The organism is Streptomyces sp. NPDC052773 (assembly GCF_044547145.1).
Classification (GTDB): Bacteria; Actinomycetota; Actinomycetes; order Streptomycetales; family Streptomycetaceae; genus Streptomyces.
This window is the reverse complement of record NZ_JBITZX010000010.1, coordinates 64,437-80,677: the sequence shown is the minus strand read 5'-3', so window position 1 is coordinate 80,677 and position 16,241 is coordinate 64,437. Positions and strand designations below refer to the sequence as shown.

General features: G+C 71.7%; 18 protein-coding genes. 9 read left to right on the top strand and 9 right to left on the bottom strand.

The features are described from left to right. Positions 1 to 470: 470 nt before the first annotated feature. Positions 471 to 2,192, bottom strand: a complete 1,722-nt coding sequence (locus ACIG0D_RS22485) for a SpoIIE family protein phosphatase (protein ID WP_399803602.1) — start codon at positions 2,190 to 2,192, stop codon at positions 471 to 473. A 731-nt stretch (positions 2,193 to 2,923) separates the two neighbouring features. Here ACIG0D_RS22485 and ACIG0D_RS22480 point away from each other — a divergent pair. After that, on the top strand, positions 2,924 to 3,631 hold the full coding sequence (locus ACIG0D_RS22480) for a hypothetical protein (protein WP_399803600.1): 708 nt from the start codon (positions 2,924 to 2,926) through the stop codon (positions 3,629 to 3,631). Beyond that, positions 3,628 to 4,278: a WD40 repeat domain-containing protein gene (locus ACIG0D_RS22475; protein ID WP_399803597.1), complete on the top strand. Its 651-nt coding sequence runs from the start codon at positions 3,628 to 3,630 to the stop codon at positions 4,276 to 4,278. Before ACIG0D_RS22480 ends, ACIG0D_RS22475 begins: the two co-directional genes overlap by 4 nt. A gap of 133 nt (positions 4,279 to 4,411) precedes the next feature. On the opposite strand, the gene ACIG0D_RS22470 is transcribed toward ACIG0D_RS22475, so the two are convergent. After that, on the bottom strand, positions 4,412 to 4,861 hold the full coding sequence (locus ACIG0D_RS22470; protein WP_399803594.1) for a winged helix-turn-helix transcriptional regulator: 450 nt from the start codon (positions 4,859 to 4,861) through the stop codon (positions 4,412 to 4,414). A 121-nt stretch (positions 4,862 to 4,982) separates the two neighbouring features. Between ACIG0D_RS22470 and ACIG0D_RS22465 the strand changes: the two genes are divergently transcribed. The 3 genes from ACIG0D_RS22465 to ACIG0D_RS22455 all read left to right on the top strand — a co-directional run bounded on the left by ACIG0D_RS22465 (position 4,983) and on the right by ACIG0D_RS22455 (position 8,064). Then, positions 4,983 to 5,900 carry an NADP-dependent oxidoreductase gene (locus ACIG0D_RS22465; protein ID WP_399803592.1) on the top strand — a complete coding sequence of 306 codons (918 nt, stop codon included), beginning with the start codon at positions 4,983 to 4,985 and terminating at the stop codon, positions 5,898 to 5,900. A 331-nt stretch (positions 5,901 to 6,231) separates the two neighbouring features. Beyond that, entirely contained in the window at positions 6,232 to 6,624 is a 393-nt protein-coding gene (locus tag ACIG0D_RS22460) for a DUF4267 domain-containing protein (protein ID WP_399803589.1), read from the top strand. Positions 6,625 to 7,530: 906 nt separating this feature from the next. Further along, positions 7,531 to 8,064, top strand: a complete 534-nt coding sequence (locus tag ACIG0D_RS22455; protein WP_399803586.1) for a hypothetical protein — start codon at positions 7,531 to 7,533, stop codon at positions 8,062 to 8,064. 309 nt (positions 8,065 to 8,373) lie between these two features. Here ACIG0D_RS22455 and ACIG0D_RS22450 read toward each other — a convergent pair whose 3' ends face one another. Further along, entirely contained in the window at positions 8,374 to 8,910 is a 537-nt protein-coding gene (locus ACIG0D_RS22450; RefSeq protein WP_399803583.1) for a hypothetical protein, read from the bottom strand. Positions 8,911 to 9,235: 325 nt separating this feature from the next. On the opposite strand from ACIG0D_RS22450, the gene ACIG0D_RS22445 reads away from it, so the two are divergent. Next, positions 9,236 to 9,376: a hypothetical protein gene (locus ACIG0D_RS22445; RefSeq protein WP_399803580.1), complete on the top strand. Its 141-nt coding sequence runs from the start codon at positions 9,236 to 9,238 to the stop codon at positions 9,374 to 9,376. Between the two features lie 920 nt (positions 9,377 to 10,296). Here ACIG0D_RS22445 and ACIG0D_RS22440 read toward each other — a convergent pair. The 6 genes from ACIG0D_RS22440 to ACIG0D_RS22415 form a co-directional block, all read right to left on the bottom strand. Continuing rightward, positions 10,297 to 10,608, bottom strand: a complete 312-nt coding sequence (locus tag ACIG0D_RS22440; protein WP_399803577.1) for a hypothetical protein — start codon at positions 10,606 to 10,608, stop codon at positions 10,297 to 10,299. After that, entirely contained in the window at positions 10,605 to 11,000 is a 396-nt protein-coding gene (locus tag ACIG0D_RS22435) for a hypothetical protein (RefSeq protein WP_399803574.1), read from the bottom strand. The genes ACIG0D_RS22440 and ACIG0D_RS22435 overlap by 4 nt, the downstream gene beginning before the upstream one ends. 108 nt (positions 11,001 to 11,108) lie before the next feature. Then, positions 11,109 to 11,588 (bottom strand): MarR family winged helix-turn-helix transcriptional regulator, encoded by a 480-nt coding sequence (locus tag ACIG0D_RS22430; RefSeq protein WP_399803571.1) that lies wholly within the window; start codon positions 11,586 to 11,588, stop codon positions 11,109 to 11,111. Positions 11,589 to 11,596: 8 nt separating this feature from the next. Beyond that, the gene (locus tag ACIG0D_RS22425) at positions 11,597 to 12,658 is read right to left on the bottom strand and encodes an alkene reductase (RefSeq protein ID WP_399803568.1); all 1,062 of its coding nucleotides are present in this window, start codon (positions 12,656 to 12,658) and stop codon (positions 11,597 to 11,599) included. A 79-nt stretch (positions 12,659 to 12,737) separates the two neighbouring features. Continuing rightward, positions 12,738 to 13,643, bottom strand: a complete 906-nt coding sequence (locus ACIG0D_RS22420) for an NADP-dependent oxidoreductase (protein ID WP_399803565.1) — start codon at positions 13,641 to 13,643, stop codon at positions 12,738 to 12,740. 179 nt (positions 13,644 to 13,822) lie between these two features. Next, positions 13,823 to 13,960, bottom strand: coding sequence for a DUF6233 domain-containing protein (locus ACIG0D_RS22415; protein WP_399803562.1), 138 nt, complete (start codon positions 13,958 to 13,960; stop codon positions 13,823 to 13,825). Positions 13,961 to 14,225: 265 nt separating this feature from the next. On the opposite strand from ACIG0D_RS22415, the gene ACIG0D_RS22410 reads away from it, so the two are divergent. The 3 genes from ACIG0D_RS22410 (at position 14,226) to ACIG0D_RS22400 (ending at position 16,101) form a co-directional block, all read left to right on the top strand. Next, complete coding sequence (locus ACIG0D_RS22410; protein WP_399803559.1) at positions 14,226 to 14,687, top strand: hypothetical protein; 462 nt, start codon at positions 14,226 to 14,228, stop codon at positions 14,685 to 14,687. Between the two features lie 84 nt (positions 14,688 to 14,771). Then, complete coding sequence (locus tag ACIG0D_RS22405; RefSeq protein ID WP_399804129.1) at positions 14,772 to 15,338, top strand: hypothetical protein; 567 nt, start codon at positions 14,772 to 14,774, stop codon at positions 15,336 to 15,338. A gap of 337 nt (positions 15,339 to 15,675) precedes the next feature. Continuing rightward, complete coding sequence (locus tag ACIG0D_RS22400) at positions 15,676 to 16,101, top strand: hypothetical protein (RefSeq protein ID WP_399803556.1); 426 nt, start codon at positions 15,676 to 15,678, stop codon at positions 16,099 to 16,101. The last annotated feature ends 140 nt before the right edge of the window (positions 16,102 to 16,241 follow it).

Below are 16,241 nucleotides of genomic sequence, written 5' to 3'. Positions count from 1 at the left end.
GCACCGACGGCTCGTGCTGTGCCTACGAGGAACTGCCGGGGCGTACGGGTGGAACGCTCCCTGGCCACCGCCGCAGAGTTCCTGACCGCCCGCATCCGCGACACGAAGCGACACGTCTGCGGCGAGGTGGTGCAGAGGGCAACGGCATCGACGCGTGCGGCGGCGGACCGTTTGCGGGCGACCGGGCCGCCACATCCGTCGTGGCGGCCATGGCCGCCGTCGTGGCCACCCTGCTGATGCGCGGCGTGCTGGACGTGCCGGTGTTCGCCCCGCGCCGGCCGGCGTCTGGGGCGATGCCACCACCGGCTACCTCGCCGCCTGCTCCGCTGCTGCCGCACTGGTGGCCACCGGACTGCTCCACCTGCAGCTGGTCACCGCCGCACGCTCCCGTGCCTTCTTCCCTTGGATCGCCTCCCTGGCGCGCTGTCCGCCACTTTTCGCCCGGGCGGACGAGAGCCTGGACCGGCATGTCACGTTCGGCCGGGTGTCCGCAGGGCGAGGAGAGCGACGTCGTCGTCGTTGGCGGCCGGGCGGACTCTGCGCAGCAGCTGGTCCGTGAAGGAGGCCAGGGGGCGGTGGGCGAGGGCGGCGGCGTGCCGGCGCAGCCGGGACAGGCCCTCGTCGAGGGTGTGGCCGGGTTCTTCGATCAGTCCGTCGGTGTACAGCACGAGAGTGGACCCGGGCGGCAGCAGGACGCTCGCGTCGGTGCGCCCTCTGCCGGATCCGGTACCCAGGAGGAGGCCGTGACCGTCGGTGAGATAGCGGGCCAGGCCGTCGTGGCTGATCAGCAGGGGTGGTGGGTGGCCGGCGTTGGTCCAGGACAGCATCCAGTGGCCGTGGTCCGTCTCCTCGATACGGGCGAGGATCATGGTGGCCATGGCGACCTCGGTGATGTGCATGACCGCTTCGTCGAGCCGGTCGACGATCCGGCTGGGAGGTTCGCGCAGAGCCCAGGCGTAGGCGCGGAGCATGTTCCGCACCTGTGCCATGCCGGCCGCGGCCTCCAGATCGTGGCCCACGACGTCCCCGACCGCCAGCGCGGTGGCGCCGTCGGACAGTGAGAAGGCGTCGTACCAGTCGCCGCCCACCTGTGAGGCGTCGGGTGCCGGCAGGTAGCGGACCGTCATCTGCAACCCCGGCACCTGCGGCATCTGGGGCAGCAGGTGGTTCTGCATGGTCTCCGCGACCTTGCGCTGACGCTCGTAGAGGCGCGCGTTGTCCAGCGCCAGCCCGGCGCGGCGCGCGATGTCCTCGATCAGGGGCAGATCAGCGGTCGTGAACTTCCCCGGATGCCCGGCGCGGCCCAGGGTGAGGGCTCCGAGGACTTCCCGGGTGCTGCGGATGGGGGCGATGGCCGCGGAGTGGATGCCGGTCGCGTCGAACAGCCGGCGCTGCTCCACGGCGATCCCGGAGTCCGGCTCCCGCTGATAGGTCTCGGGCCCGGCCACCGCGGAGGCGACCCCGCGCAGGGCCTTGGACAGTGGCATCGGGGACTGCTCCGGGATCGGCGGCATCGGGCCCTGAAGGTCCTCCAGCTGCACCAGGGTGTCCCCATCGGCGTGGACGACGAGGGCGCGCCACACCTCGTCGCGCTCGGTGATCAGATCGACGACGGCCCAGTCCGCCAGCCGGGGCACCACCAGGGTCACCAGCCGACGCAGCGCCTCATCGACATCGAGGGTGGAGGTGAGCTGCGTGGTGGTCTCGGCCAGCAGCGCCAGCCGCTCGAGCTGCGACAGCGGCGTGGCCGCCGAGCCCGGCTGCCGACCCGCCTTCTGCGCGTGGTCAGAGGTGTGGAAGACGACGAGCGTCCCACTGCCGCCGCCGATGTCGTACGGGGTGATCAGCCAGGAGATGGGCAACACGGAGCCGTCCCCGCGTGCGAAGTAGTCCGCCTCCCCCTGGGCGGGGCGTCCGGTGTGGAAGGCCTGCCGCATGGAGCACTGAGTCCGCGGCAAGCGCTGGCCGTGGGCGTCCCGGTGCAACAGATCGTGCGCGTCACGGCCGAGGAGTTCCTCGGTGGGCCGAGCCAGCAACTCCTCGGCGCGGGAGTTGACGGCGATGATGCGGCCTTCCGGGTCCACCACGTAGGCACCGGTCCCGATGGCTTCCAACGCCCCGGTCAGGGCGGCGGCAGGTGCTGTTTCGGACTGCGGTCTGCTGTGGGGGGTCATCTGCTCCAGCCCTGCCATTTCTCTTCCCAGGCTCGTCGGCCACTGTCGCGCCGACCGACGGCACGACGTTCGACGGCATGTCTTCTCCGGGTACCCCGCTCACCCTCGCACGCGTCCCAGGAACCCCGACCGTCACTGTGCGTAGGAGCGAAGTGGCGCCCAGTCCCGTACGCGATGCGCGCACCACCGGCTGGGGAGTGGCGGCCACTCGGTGGGCACCACCCGGTGGGGGAGTGCGGTGCATCGTGGACAACTCATCGCGCGGTGCGCGCTTCGGCGCGCACCCACGCGCCGCCCGCCACGGCGGGCCGGTACGGCGGGCCGGTACGCGCGGTGCCGACCGGGTGCAGGATCAGCACACCTCGGGCCCCCGGCACCCGTGACTCGGGCCGGGCGCACTCACAGCGGGTCGTCGTAACGGTCACGACGAGCGGTCCGAGACTCCGGGTGGTGCAGCCCGGGGGTGCGCCCGGGGGTGCGCCCGGGGGTGCGCCCGGGGGCGCGGCCGTCACCGGGGGGGGCGCGGCCCCCGGTGACGGCCGCACCCCCGCCGCACGTCCGGCAGGACGCGGATCAGCAGTCGAGGCAGGCCGCGTGGATCCAGACGCCGGTGCGGCCGCCCCCGACGTCACCGTGCACCCGGTTGCCCTCCTGGGCCGTGCGCGTTGAACTGCTGCCCTTTGTGGACCTGCCCGAGGACCGGGTACTCGGGGCGGCCGGGGCCGCCGCGGAAGTTGACGCCGTTGTCGTTGACCACGAAGAGCACGGCTGCAGAGCACGGCTGCCGCTCGCTGCTCCGCCTGGGCCGGTGCGGCAGCGGCGCGGGGTGCGAGGAGGGCATACCGGCCAGGGCGAGTCCGCCGGCGAGGAGGGCCGCGCTTTCGGTTGTTTGCCGCGCTGCTGCACGCCGCGCGGACCCCCGGCAGCCGCTGCCGCGTCGCCCTCGCCGTACGGTCCGACTTTGCGACCTGCCCCTGCTGTCGGACGCGCTGCTGGAGACCTGGCACCGTCGCCGGGGCAACGCCCTCACCCTCGCCGGATTCCAGGCGGCCGGCGGTCTCGAAGGCGGCCTCGCCCAGACGGCGGAGGCCTTCTACGTGGGCCTGAGCGAGACACAGCAGCACCTCACCCGACGGCTCCTGACGCGGCTCGTCGCCTTGGGCGAGGGCACCGAGGACACCAAGCGCCGTGTCGCCCGCCGGGAACTCGACGACGCCGCCTACACAGTGCTCGTCCTGGAACAGGCCACCCGGGCACGCCTGCTGACCGTCGACCGCGACCACGTGGAACTCACCCACGAGGCCCTCATCCGCTGCTGGCCCCGCCTCGGCGGCTGGCTGGCCGAGGACCGCGACCAGCCGCGCCTGCGCCGCGCCCTCACCGAGGCCACCGCCGTATGGGAGTCCCTTGGACGCGACCCCGACACCCTCCACCGAGGCTGCGCCTCGCCGCCGTGAAGGACCTGCCGAGAGACGCCCTCACCACGCGGGAACGCGCCTTCCTCGACGCCAGTGAGACCGCGGAGAAGGAGGAGGCACAGCGGGTTCGCCGCCGCGTCCGCCGGCTGCCGCTCGTCGTCGCCCTCGTCGCTCTGCTCGCCTGTGCCGCCACCACCGTGGGCCTCGCCGTGCGCTCCCAGCAGATCGTCACCGCCCAGCGCAACCAGGCCCTCGCGCTCAAGGCCGTCGGCAGCGCGGCGGCGCTGCGCACTGACCGCTCGCGCCGCCCCCGGCCGCTGGCCCAGCTCGTCGGCCCCACCGGCATGGTCACTACGGTGGCGTTCGCCCGCGACAACGGTACGGCGATCACGTCGGGCCGGGACGGTACCGTCCGGGTCTGGGGGCTGGCCGACCGGACGCGTCCCGCCGGACAGGCCGCACTGACCGGTCTGTCGGGCGGGATCGCGGCCGTGTTCTCCCTCGGCGCGCCCGGCGCGATCGTCACGCTGAGCCATGACCGCACGATCGAGATCTGGAACACTGACCCGTCCTGGGCGCTCGCTCACGCCTGCCGGCACGTCCGGGCCCCTCTCAGCCGTGCCCAGTGGTCCCGCCACTTCCCCGACCTTGACTACCGTCCGCCCTGCCCCGCCGGCCGCGACTGACCCGACTCCCTGGAGGAAGCACGAGGACGTCGCCGATCGCGGCGCGGACCTCCTCGTCCCGCGGGTTCGCCCGGTGGTCGCGGTGTGGGGGGCCGGCCGCCGGTCGGACGTCCGCACCCGCATCGAGGCGGGTTCAGTGTTCGGCTGCCACGCGGTGGTGTTCCTCGCGGTGGGCGAGTACTTCGCTCATGTGTGTTTCGGCCCAGTCCTTGAGGCCGACCATGACACGGTTCAGGGACAGACCGAGTTCGGTGAGCTCGTAAGTGACGGTGACGGGCACGGTGGGCGTGACGGTCCGGGTCACCAGGCCGTCGCCTTCGAGGGAGCGCAGGGTCTGGGTCAGCATCTTCTGGCTGGCACCCGCGAGCCGACGGGACAGTTCGGAATAACGCATCGGCCGGGGCCCGTCTTCGTGGTCGACCCCTGGACGGTGCGGGCCGTCGCTGCCGAGCGCCGCGAGGATCAACGCGACCCACTTGTTGGAGATCCGTTCGAGCAGCTGGCGGCTGGGGCAGCCCGCCATGAACGCGTTGTAGCTCGTCTTCTCCTCGGCCCGCTGCTGGGCCGCCGTCCGCGTCGACATCGATCGCTCCTTCGGTACCCCAGGGGGCTTACGCACTTCCAAGTGCCTTCTTCTAACGGGAGGTTAACGAAACCAGCATGGAGTTCGGAAGCGATCACCTCACCGCAAGGGAACAAAAGCCATGAGTGCTGCCACATTCCGCGCCGCCGTCGTCCGCGTCCCGAACGGGCCCGACTCGATCGAGATCATGGAGGTGCCCGTCGCCGAGCCCGGCCCCGGCCAGATCCGGGTCGCCATCGCCGCGGCGACGGTCAACCCCACCGACCTCGGCGTCGCAGCGGGATTCTTCCACGCGATCGGGCTGGTCCAGCAGCCCGAACACACCGGCCTGGGCTGGGAGTTCGCCGGCGTCGTGGACGCGGCGGGGCCGGGCGTCGAGCTGGCCGTCGGCACCCGGGTGGCCGGCATGGTGGCCGGCTTCGACCGGGACTACGGAACCTACGCCGAGCAGATCGTGGTCGCGGCGGCCGATGTCGCCCCGGTGCCTGACGGGCTGGACCTGCCGGCCGCGGCCACGGTCCCCCTCAACGGGCTGGCCGCTGCGCAGGCCGTGGACCTGCTCGGCGATGCGCCGGCGGGGGCCGGCCGGCTGCTGGTGACCGGCGCCGCCGGGGCGGTCGGGGCGAACGTCACCGTCCTCGCCCGGGAACGCGGCTGGCAGGTGACCGGGCTCGCCCGCGCCGGCGACGAGGAGTTCGTTCGCGGCCTCGGGGCCGACTTCACCACGCACGCCGCGCCGGGATGGGACGCGGTCGTCGATCCCGCGCAACTCAATGACCAGGCCCTGAAGCTGGTCCGCGACGACGGCGCGTTCGTCGGCCTGCGGCCCGGCCTCGAACCCGCTACCGAGCGCGGAATCTCGGTCACCTCCGTGGTCACCGCCTTTGACCGCACCCGACTGGCCGGCCTGCTCACCCGCGCTGCTGCGGGCGAACTGCCGGCCCGCGTCCACGCGGGCGTCTCCCTGGACCAGGCCGCCGACGCCCACCGGGCCACCGCCAAGGGCGGCCTCCGCGGCCGCTACATCATCTGCCCCTGACCACCCCGGCGCCCAGGGCGCCGCCGATCGCGCTCACCGGTACCTGCCCGCCGAAAGCCTCGAACGCCGGGGGCCGGTCCCTGCCGCGCACCCGGCACCCGGCTCGGCCCCGACATCGGCGGCATCGCCGAGACCTGCCAACCACAGCAGCCACAGCCATCACGACGCCCGGGTCGGGACAACGCCGAGCCGTCCGGGGCAACAGACCAGGCCTCGGCCCACTCCCCGCTGTCCGTGACGCGGTCGCGTCGCCTCGCGCAGGCCATGGCGATGCCCGCCGCCGATCCCGCTCCGTTCTGCCTTCCCATACGACACCCTCAGGAGACCCGTCATGACCATGAAGCGCCTCGCCACCGTCCTCGCCCTCCTCGGCGGCCTGTTCCTCCTCTACATCGGCGCCCTCTTCCTCCTCGCACCGCAGACGTCGGCCGAAGGGTTCGGGCTGCCGACCTGGCCAAAGGGCCAAGGGGAGGGGTTCCTGACGGTCAAGGGCATGCGCGACATCGGCTACGGACTGGTGATACTCGCGCTGCTGCTGGCCGGTCAGCGCAAGGCGCTCGGGCTGGCGATGGCGGCCATGGCCGTCGTCCCGGCCGGCGACATGGTGATCGTGCTGACCGAAGGAGGCCCGGCAGCGACCGCTTTCGGCGTCCACGGGCTGACCGCGGCGGCGGTCGCCGTGACCGCGTGCCTGCTGCTGCGCGAGCGGCCGGCAGCTGCCTGAGGTCCGCACGAAAGTGGATCTGGTCCGGGGCGGCCGTCGTATGGGACGGGAAGCGGCTCGGCCGAGTGTGTCGTCGGTCTGGTCCTCGTGGACAGCGTCCGCCTCGAAGCGGCCGCAATCTGTGGGTGGTCGAGGGTGGTCGGGCGTGGTCGGGTGGTCGGGTGGTCGGGATCGGTGAGGATGTCGGGCCCGGTGATGGCTGTCCCGGACGTTGATCGACAAGACCGATGCAGGTCGGTCTCCGGCGGACGAGACAACGCCGGGCGTGCCGTTGACCAGTGCCACACGCGCGTTCGCCGCGAAGCGGGCGAAGCCGATCGCTTGCGACGCCACGTCGTCCGCGCCGCGCCGCGCCGCAGATACTCGGCACGAGCGTGCCGCCGTCGGAACGCGCGACCGCGTCGGGGCGGAGAACGGCCAGGAGCGCCTTCGAGTCGCCGCCGCGGGAGTCGTTCGCCCTGGCGCTCGGTGAGCAGCTGGGCAATGGAGCGGACGTGACCGGTCAGGGCGTCCGGTTCGGGGCAGTCAGCCAGGACGGCCTGGCTGATAAACCCTCAGCCGGTGCCTAGGCTGCCGATACCTCTGCCGGGTACGCGGCGCAGACACGCGCGCGACGTCGCCGCGGGTACGCGGGCCCGCAGGAACCAGCAGGGCGTGTGAGGGGAGACGACCAACGGCACGCAGTGCCCGGCTGGCGCGACCAGGCTGCGTGCCTCGGCAAGGATCCCGAATTGTCTTCCCGATCTTCGTCCCGCCGGCGGTGTGCCGGCGCTGCCGCGCCCTGCTCGCCTGCCGGAGCTGGGGCGCCCATGCCGCCCAGGCCGAGGCTTTCCGGCGGGTTCTGACCGCGCGGGAGGAGTCCGACGGCGCCCGGCGTTGTCGGTCCCCGGTGCTAGCGTCGCCACCATGGCAAACCGTTCGTATCTCTACTCCGCAGACTCCATGCCGAACGAGGCAGAGATCCCCAAGCCGATCCGATGCATATCGGAACACAACTGGGACATCCCACTCGCGCACAAGCTCATGGTGGGGCGCGGAACGACGATCGTCCCGTCCATGATCTGGAACCCTCCGATCGGCATCGCCGCGGACTACGCCGACGGGGCGGCCCTGCTGCGCGACCTGCTGCGCGCGGTCGGCAAGGGCCTGGAGGGCGACGCCGAGTTCGCCGAATGCGTTGCCAGGACCACGGCCCACCTCGAGAAGCAGCAGGCGAAGTACTTCGTCCTCGAGACCGGGGAGATCGTCTCGATGACGGGCGAGGATCCGGCAGCGAGCGTGCGGCGTCTGGCGTCCGAGGACATCCCCGACGCCGTCGCCAAGGCCGAGGCGGCGATCGCCGGCCAGAACGACGACTGGCTGGCCTCGGTCAGAGCCGACTGGCAGAGGCACTTCGCGTCCTTCTACAGCGAGGCGCTCTACTTCTCCTTCCCCAGCTGACGGGGTCCGCGGCGGGGTACCGGGCGATTCCTGCACGGAGTTACCGATACGTCGGGCCGGTCGAGCCGAGCACAGCAGTCCGGCCCGGGCCGGCGCCGAGCACACCCCGCCCCACACGCCCGCCCCGCCGCCGAACCGCGGCCGCCCACCCCAGCAGCCGGGACGCCTCCTGCTGTCAGCCCGCCTCGTCGCCCGGCCCGCGGACGTCTGGGGACCACGCTCGCGCGGCGGTGGACAGGAACACGGGGATCCGTTGGGTGACCGGCCCCTGAGATGGACGGCAGGGGCCCGGTCGCCTCTCCTGTCTCGTCAGGGGTGGCTCTCGAAGAAGGGACGCGCGACGTTCCTCGCAATGGAGAACGGGCGGAATTCACCATCGGTGAGCACTCGGCAGATGAATTCCGAGGTGGCCATGTCGAACCGGTGCCATTCTTCGAGCGGATCGGTCCGCGCGACGACAGGCCATTCCTCCGAGTCCTTCGACGCGTCGGCCAGCCAGTAGTACGAGGCTTCGGTCACCGACTCGCCCCAGAGGATGAGGCCACTGGCCTCGAACACCGCATAGGGCTCGAAGAGAGAACGTACCTGCGGCCGGTCCCACCGCCTCTTCAGCGCGTTCCATCTCCCCACCAGACTGTACGGATCGGTGGCATCCACCGGCAGCAGCAGTTCCAGATACCCGCAGAAACTGCCACGGCCGAACACTTCGCAGATCTCCTTGAAGTCTGCGGGAAGCGGTGTACCGAACTCACGCTCGGTACCGCTCCACTCCATCTCCTGCCGCTCTGCCTGCCGGCCGGTCAGGGAGACGAGGTCAGTCACCCATTCCATGATGTCCTGTTCCATTTCCTTCCGTCAGCCGGAGCCGGCGATGTCGGTCCACGCCCGCCGGACAGCCGCCCAACCGATTGGCAGCTGGAGCCCCCACACCATCAAGGAGACCGGCCTCAGCTCCGACCGACGCCGTTCTCGCGCTGCCCACCAACACCAGCGAAGGTACGCCTCTTCGAACTCGACAACGGCACCATGTCCAAGGCCCGCCTCGCACGTGAGGTCCGGGACTCGAGCGCTACGCCGGACACCGTGTCTGGGAAGGAGCCCGCGGCACGATCGGCGGCACGTTCCCCATCTGGCAGAGCCACCGCTACACCCCTCCCAGACCTTCCCGGCAGTGCACATCGCCCTGGCGGGCAAGGACGAGAACCTGCTCGACAACCGCCTCAAGACGCTCGCCGACGACATGAAGGGCATCACCACCGTCGCGGCCCGAGTGAACACCCTGCCCAGGCTGCAGCGCGGCGAGCCCTGGTAGGACATCGGCGTCGACGACCCGGACCGGCGCCGCCGGCGCTACCCCGAACCGCCCGGCCGCTGCGGCAGAGCTGCCGCAGACGACGATGCTCCCCCACGTTCACAGCCGCGGGGGGAGGGCCCTCGTTGACCACGCCGCGCCGGTCAGGCCGGGCCGCCTGCTTCGCCAGCGCGGCGAGTGGGGAGCGCCGGCCTTTCTCCACCGCCACCGCGTGCAGCTGCTCCCAGTCGACCTCCAAATGCGCGGCAACCACTCCGTCGACGCAGGCGGTGGTGTAGAGCGCGACGTCGACTATGGATGCGACTGATTTCCCCGACGGCCTGGTGCAGACACAAGCCGCCTTCAACGCCACCTACAAAGCCCTCACCGCCGTGACACCACCGCCCTGCGCCGCCGCATGCTGCGCCTGTCGGTGCGGCTGTGCTGGCACCCGTACGGGGAGTCCACCCGCTCGGCGCCGACGGCCCGCACCGAACTGCGGCAGATGGTTCGCACATGGGGAGCAACGCGGGCGGCGTGAACACCCGTGCTCGCCAGCCGCCCCGGTTGCGACAAGGGCGCCTGCTGTTGCGCGGCGGGATGGGCGGCGAGGCCGCGGCCGGGCACCGGGGCACGCTCAGCCGGTTGCCGTCGGTCGGGGCCTCCGCGCGTGCCGTCGTCACGCGGCGTCATCAGGGGACGACTCGAAGTTGGCGCCAACGTGACGTCGCCGACGCCGTCCAGCGGTTTGGGCGAGTAACCCCCGCAGGCACGGGGACGACGGCCCGGTCTCCGGCTCCTCCCGCCGGCCCGAGCTATCCCCATTATGCGCGGGGACGACCAGCGCCTGCCCATGACTCTGGGCCCGAAGGGGGAGCAACCCCCGCGCCGGCGAAGACGCGCAGTTCACCGCCTTGCCGGAAGCGGGGCCGCTGCACACTTCAGCCGCCGGGTCCCTGCGGGTAGGTATGGACGATGTACGCCCAGCGTGCTGCGCCGACGGTCAGAAAGATCAGTGACGGCGCCAGCCACCAGCGGCTGAGGGTACGCCGCTGCACGGGGACCAGGGCGAGCAGGAAGGTGATGGCGCCCAGCACGATCAGCAGCGCTGACGCGAACTCGATACCTGTCAGCGCCTGTTCGTCCCAGGCTCCTTGTGGCTGAGTCACCAGTGCACCATAGGCAACGTAGGTGTTGAGCAGGTTTGCGAGGATGAGGATCACTGCCCATGGTCCTCGCAGCAGGCCGGTCACTTCAGGGCACTCCTTCCCGCTGCACCTCTGTCAGGTTCGCCGGATCGTATCCGAGGACCTCGGCCGCCCTTCTCACCTGGATGGCGATGGGACCGAAGGACGTCTCGTCTGGCGAGCCACCGAGCCGCCCGGGGGAGGCTCTCCGGGGCGTCGGACAGCCAGCCGTCCCGGGCGAGTCCGCGGATGGTGTCGACACCGTCGTCCATACAGCCCCTTTGCCCGCCCACCTCCTGCCAGGCGATGCCGGCGACCATGTCGGGCGGCAGGCCGGATCGTTGTGCGGCCGCGGCGATGATGTCCTTGTTCGCCGCGATCCACTCGCGACGTTCCTCAGCGTTCCTCGGCACGGCCCAGTAGGCATCGGTGGCCTCTGAAAACTTGGTGAGGCGCATCCTGATGTCCATCAGGGACGGCGAAACGTCGTCCTTCCCCACTGCCTTGGTGAACTCGGTCTTTTGATCCGTACTTCAGGCCGGAACCGGGGTGCAAGCCTAGGGGAGTTACTCCGACTCCTCCTGCGGAAGAGCGCTGCTGCTGATCGCGTCAGCGATGGCGTAGGCGATGCGGACGAAGGATTCCGCCTGCTGTGCCGACAGGTTCCGCGCGGAGGTCTCCTCCAGGGCCCGCCACATCGCTGCCAGGGACTCACGCATGGCACGGCCCTTGTCGGTGAGGTGGACGACCATGACACGCCGGTCGTGTTCGGCCGGTTCGCGGACGAGCAGGCCGGCTTCCTGCATGCGGCGCAGGGACTTGGAGACCGTGGAGTGGTCCAAGCCGACGCTGTCGAGCAGCTCGGACTGGGTCTGGCCGTCCCGGTCCAGCAGTTGCATCAGCAGCAGTTCCTGGCCGGGGTGCAGGTCCATCTTGCGGAGCATGGCGGCGGCGCGGGCCCGATGAGCACGGGCGAGCTGAAAGATCGCGTAGCTCATCGGCCCCTCGCTGGCCGTGCTGGGGATGCGGGGTGTCGGGACGGACATGCGGTTCCTCAGACGGTGTAGGTGGGGTAGTCGGTGTAGCCGGCCACTCCGCCCCCGTAGAAGGTCGCCGGGTCGGGGGTGTTCAGCGGCGCGTCAGAGCGTAGCCGCTCGACCAGGTCCGGGTTGGCGAGCGCGAGGGCGCCGACGGAGACAAGGTCGGCCGTGCCGTGGTCGATGTCCTTGGCACGGGTAGGCAGGTCGGTGCCGGCCCGGTTGAGGATCAGCGTGGTCGGCCACAGCTCACGCAGGGTGCCCAGCAATTCCTCGTCGCCCGCGTGCATCACGTGGAGGTAGGCCAGACCGAGCGGGCTGAGGGCGCGCAGGAGCGCCGGATACAGCTCGGCGGTGTCGGACTCGGCCATGTCGTTGTACGGATTGCCGGGGGAGATGCGCAGGCCGGTGCGCTCGGCACCGATCTCGTCGGCCACGGCAGCGGCGACCTCGACGGCGAAGCGGATGCGGCCCTCGAGGGAACCGCCGTAGCGGTCGGTGCGCTGGTTGGTGTTGTCGGACAGGAACTGGTGCACCAGGTAGCCGTTGGCGCCGTGGATCTCCACGCCGTCGGCGCCTGCTGCGACGGCAGCCGCTGCGGCGCGGCGAAAGTCGTCGACGGTCGCCCCGACCTCCTGCGTCGACAGAGCACGGGGTGTCGGCATCTCCTGGGGCCCGGACGCGGTGAACATCGTGCCCTGCGGCCGGATCGCCGAGGGGGCGACCGGCTGGCGCCCGTGGGCGGTGTTGTCAGGGTGAGCGATGCGTCCGGTGTGCATCAGCTGAATGACGATCCGGCCGTCGGCCGCGTGCACGGCGTCGGTGACCTTGCGCCAACCGGCGATCTGCTCGTCATTGTGGATGCCGGGAGTGAGGAGATAGCCCTGGCCGTCGGCGTTCGGCTGGGTGCCCTCGGTGATGATGAGCGCGTGCGAGGCCCGCTGGGCGTAGTACTCGGCGTTCAGCTCGGTCGGTACGCCTTCAGGGGTGGAGCGGTCACGGGTCATGGGGGCCATGACCAGGCGGTGCGGGAGGGAGAGGGCACCGACGGTGGTCGGTGTCCACAGGGCGTTCAGCATGGATGGTCCTTCGGTGCGGTGATGAACAGGAGGTCATTGGGACAAGCGGCGGGTGTGGTGGGTGCAGCGGCGGGCGTGATCAGTCGAGGGTGAGGACGAGCTTGCCCCGGACATGCCCGGCGTCGCTGACCTGCTGGGCCGTGGCGGCCTGGTCGAGCGGGTAGGCGGTGACGGTGGTGACGACCTTGCCGGTCGCGGCGTCCTGCGCCAGGGCGGCCAGGCGGGCGGCCGAGCGTTCCTGGGGACCGTTGGCGAAAGTGATGCCGAGCTGGTGCGCGCGGAAGTCGGCGATGGTGACGATGCGCTCGGTGCCGCCGCGCAGAGTGATGGAGTCCTCCAGCGCTCCCTTCCCGGCCAGGTCGAACACCGCGTCCACGCCGTCGGGGGCGAGCGCCCGGACCCGCTCGACCAGGCCCTTGCCGTAGAGGGTCGCGGTGGCGCCGAGCGAGGCGAGGTAGTCCTGGTTGGCGGGGCCGGCGGTGCCGATGACGCGCGCTCCGCGGGCCGTGGCGATTTGGACCGCCAGAGTTCCGACCGCTCCGGCCGCGCCGTGCATCAGCACGGTCTCCCCGGCGGTGACGCCCAGCAGGTTCAGGACCCGCTCGGCCGTCTCGCCCGCCACCGGCAGCGCGACCGCATGCTGCCAGTCGAGGCCGGCGGGCTTGGGGGCCACGACGGTGGCCAGCGCGTACTCGGCGTACGAGCCGGTGTCCGACCAGCCCAGCACCTCATCGCCCACCTGAACGTCCCGCACGCCCTCACCCAAGGCGTCCACCACGCCGGCGAGCTCGTGACCGGGGACGGAGGGCAGCGACGTGGGGAACACGGCCTCCAGTGCCCCGGAGCGGATCTTGCCGTCCAGAGCATTCAGCCCGGCCGCCTTGACGCGGACGCGGATCTGCCCGGGGCCGGGCTGCGGGACCTCGATGTCCGCCTCGTGCAGCACTTCCGTGCCTCCGAAACGGTCGAACAGGATGGCTTTCATGACGTCTCCTCTCGTGCCCCCACCCATTAGGTGGCTGGCCACATAATCACCGTAACAGCAAACATGTGGCTAGCCAAGTATTTGCTCTTTTCGCTGCGTAGCCGACCGCCCTTCGCAGCCACGCACACGTCACGGCCCCGGCCGACGCCCTCGCCGGCCGGGACCGTCGCGGGTTCTGCTCACGCAGCCCATGTCACGGTTAAGTCGAGGATGTGCAGCTGGACGTCGGGCTGGCAGTGGCCGCACGCGCGCACGCCGGAGCTGAGGAGGCGGCGGGCTTCGTCCCGGCTGTCGGCGCGCAAGCGGGGGCCGGTCATGTGGCAGCCGCCCGCGTGGATCTCGGCGGGCTCTCGCCGGCGCCGATGCCGGAGGTGGCGACCCAGTCCGGTGGTGCGGGCCGCCGCCGGCGGCCCCGTTCTTCCTCGGCCTGCCGCTGCCGGACTGCCGCGATCTTCCGGTCGAAGAGCTCGAGCCATATGGCGTGCCACACCTGCACGGTGAGCAGGCGCTCCAGATCGGGCGGACCGCCTGCCGGAGGAGGCCTACCGCCCGGTCCTGGAGGAGCCGGCAGGCCTGTCCGCCGTGGCGCAGGCCCTCCCGCCCACCGCGGCGCTGGTGGCCCTGACCGGCGCCCTGCGCTACCACGGCGCCACCGCGCACCGGCTTGGTGAGGTCCTGCGGATCCGCACGCTCTCCCGCCACGGCACCGACGTTCGGGTCGGGATCGGCTCGTCCATCACCGTCGCCGCCGCCACCGCCTCCGCCCAGATCCCCCCGCCCGGCGGCGTCCTCACCATGACCCGCGACCAGGCCGCCGATCGGCTCGCCCGGCTCCCGGTCGGCGCCCTCCACGGCATCGGCCCCCGCCAGGCCGCCGTACTGCGCGACTACGGCATCCACAGCGCCGGCCTGCTCGCCGCCGTCCCGCCCGCCACCGTCCGGCGCCTCCTCGGAGGACGCGCCGGACGCCTCGCCGCCGACCGCGCCCGCGGCATCGACCCCCGACCCGTCGCCCCCGCGCCCTGCCCGCCTCCGCCACGGTGAGCTGCTCCCTCGACGGGCGCACCCTGGACGGCGCCGCCCGTCCGTGCCGCCCTCCTCCACCTCGTCGTCCGCCTCGGCGTACGCCTGCGCCGCCGCGGACAGGCCGCACGCGCCCTGACGCTCACCCTGCGCTTCGCGGGCGGCACCTCCCGGGAGAAGACCCGCCGCCTGGCCGAGCCGTCCGCCCACGACGACGACCTGCGGCAGCTCGCCCACCAGCTGATGGACGCCGCCGGCCTGCACGTGGCCGTCTCACCGGGATCGCCCTGCGTGGCGAAGACCTCGTCGACGCCGACCGGGTTGCCCAACAGATCAGCCTCGACGACGACGCCCGCGAGGGCCGTCTGCTGGCCGAGCAGGCGATGGACCGCCTCCGCGGCAAGTCCTGCCCCGCCGTCATCGGACCGGCGGCCGTCTTCCGCCGTGCATCCTGACCAAAGTGCTAGGCAGCGACGTCAGGCGGGAGGGCTGCGGGGCAGAGGTCGGACCGGATGTGATGAGTCCAGAACAAGAAAGCGAGCTCCCGAGCTCCCGCTGGCCTCGGCGAGCGGCCCGGCGGCGCAGGTGCAGTCCCACGGGAGTTCGGCGCGACGGGCTGCCTGGCCGCGTGCATCCCGAGGATCGAGGCATACTTCCGGTGTTTCTCCTTGACCACGCCCGCTACCGGCCCGGCGATGGCACACAGTGGCCCGCGATGCGTTTGTCCGGAGGGGAGAACTCTCCCTCCCGCACCGTCACTGTCACGCTGGCACCACCGAGTGGGAGTGGAGTCCACCGTGCGCACGGGTGGGGGAGTGGACGCCACTCTGGTGCGCATCAGGCGCGCAGTGGAGTCCACTCGGTGCGCACCATCGGGTGGGGAGTGCGGTACATCGTGCGCAACTCATCGCGCCACGCGCGCACTGGTGCGTTTCCGCGCGCCGCCGTTCCCGGTGGTTGGTGCGCGTGGCGCGCGGCGGCCGCCAGGCGTCGGCTCTACGACCCGCGCGTGGGACAGACCCCGGCGCAGAAGGCCGGGAAGGCGGCCAGCGGGCAGCAGCCGAAGAAGCGGCCCGGCAAGGCGCAGCGCGAGGCGATCAAGCGAGCGCAGGCGGCGAAGAAGAAGGCGGGCGGCGGGAAGCCGACCGTGGAGAAGGCGGCGAAGAGGGCGGTGCCGCTGCCGCGCGGCTCGGTGCGGGCCGCGTACGGCGGCACCTGCCCGGCCTGCTTCAAGGACTACGGCAAGGACAAGGTCATCACGAAGGTGGCCGAAGGCTGGGTGCACCCCGGCTGCGCGCCCCAGCAGTTGTCGGCAGCCGAGCGGGAGTTCGCCCGGGACAAGGCCGGAACTGAGGCCGGTGAGACGTTCCGCGGTCAGAAGCCCTCGGACTGGCGGCTCGGTTCCTCGCCGTCCAGCACCCGTCCCGCCCGCTGAACTCCGCCCCCGCCTGTGTGGTGGCGTCGGCCACGGACAAACCCACCCGTCAAGGGGGTGGTCAAGGCGAAAACGGACACTCCACGGCTCCGGTCGTCAGACCGCGGACAAGGGGTCCCTCCCCACGGTGGCTCCGGCCC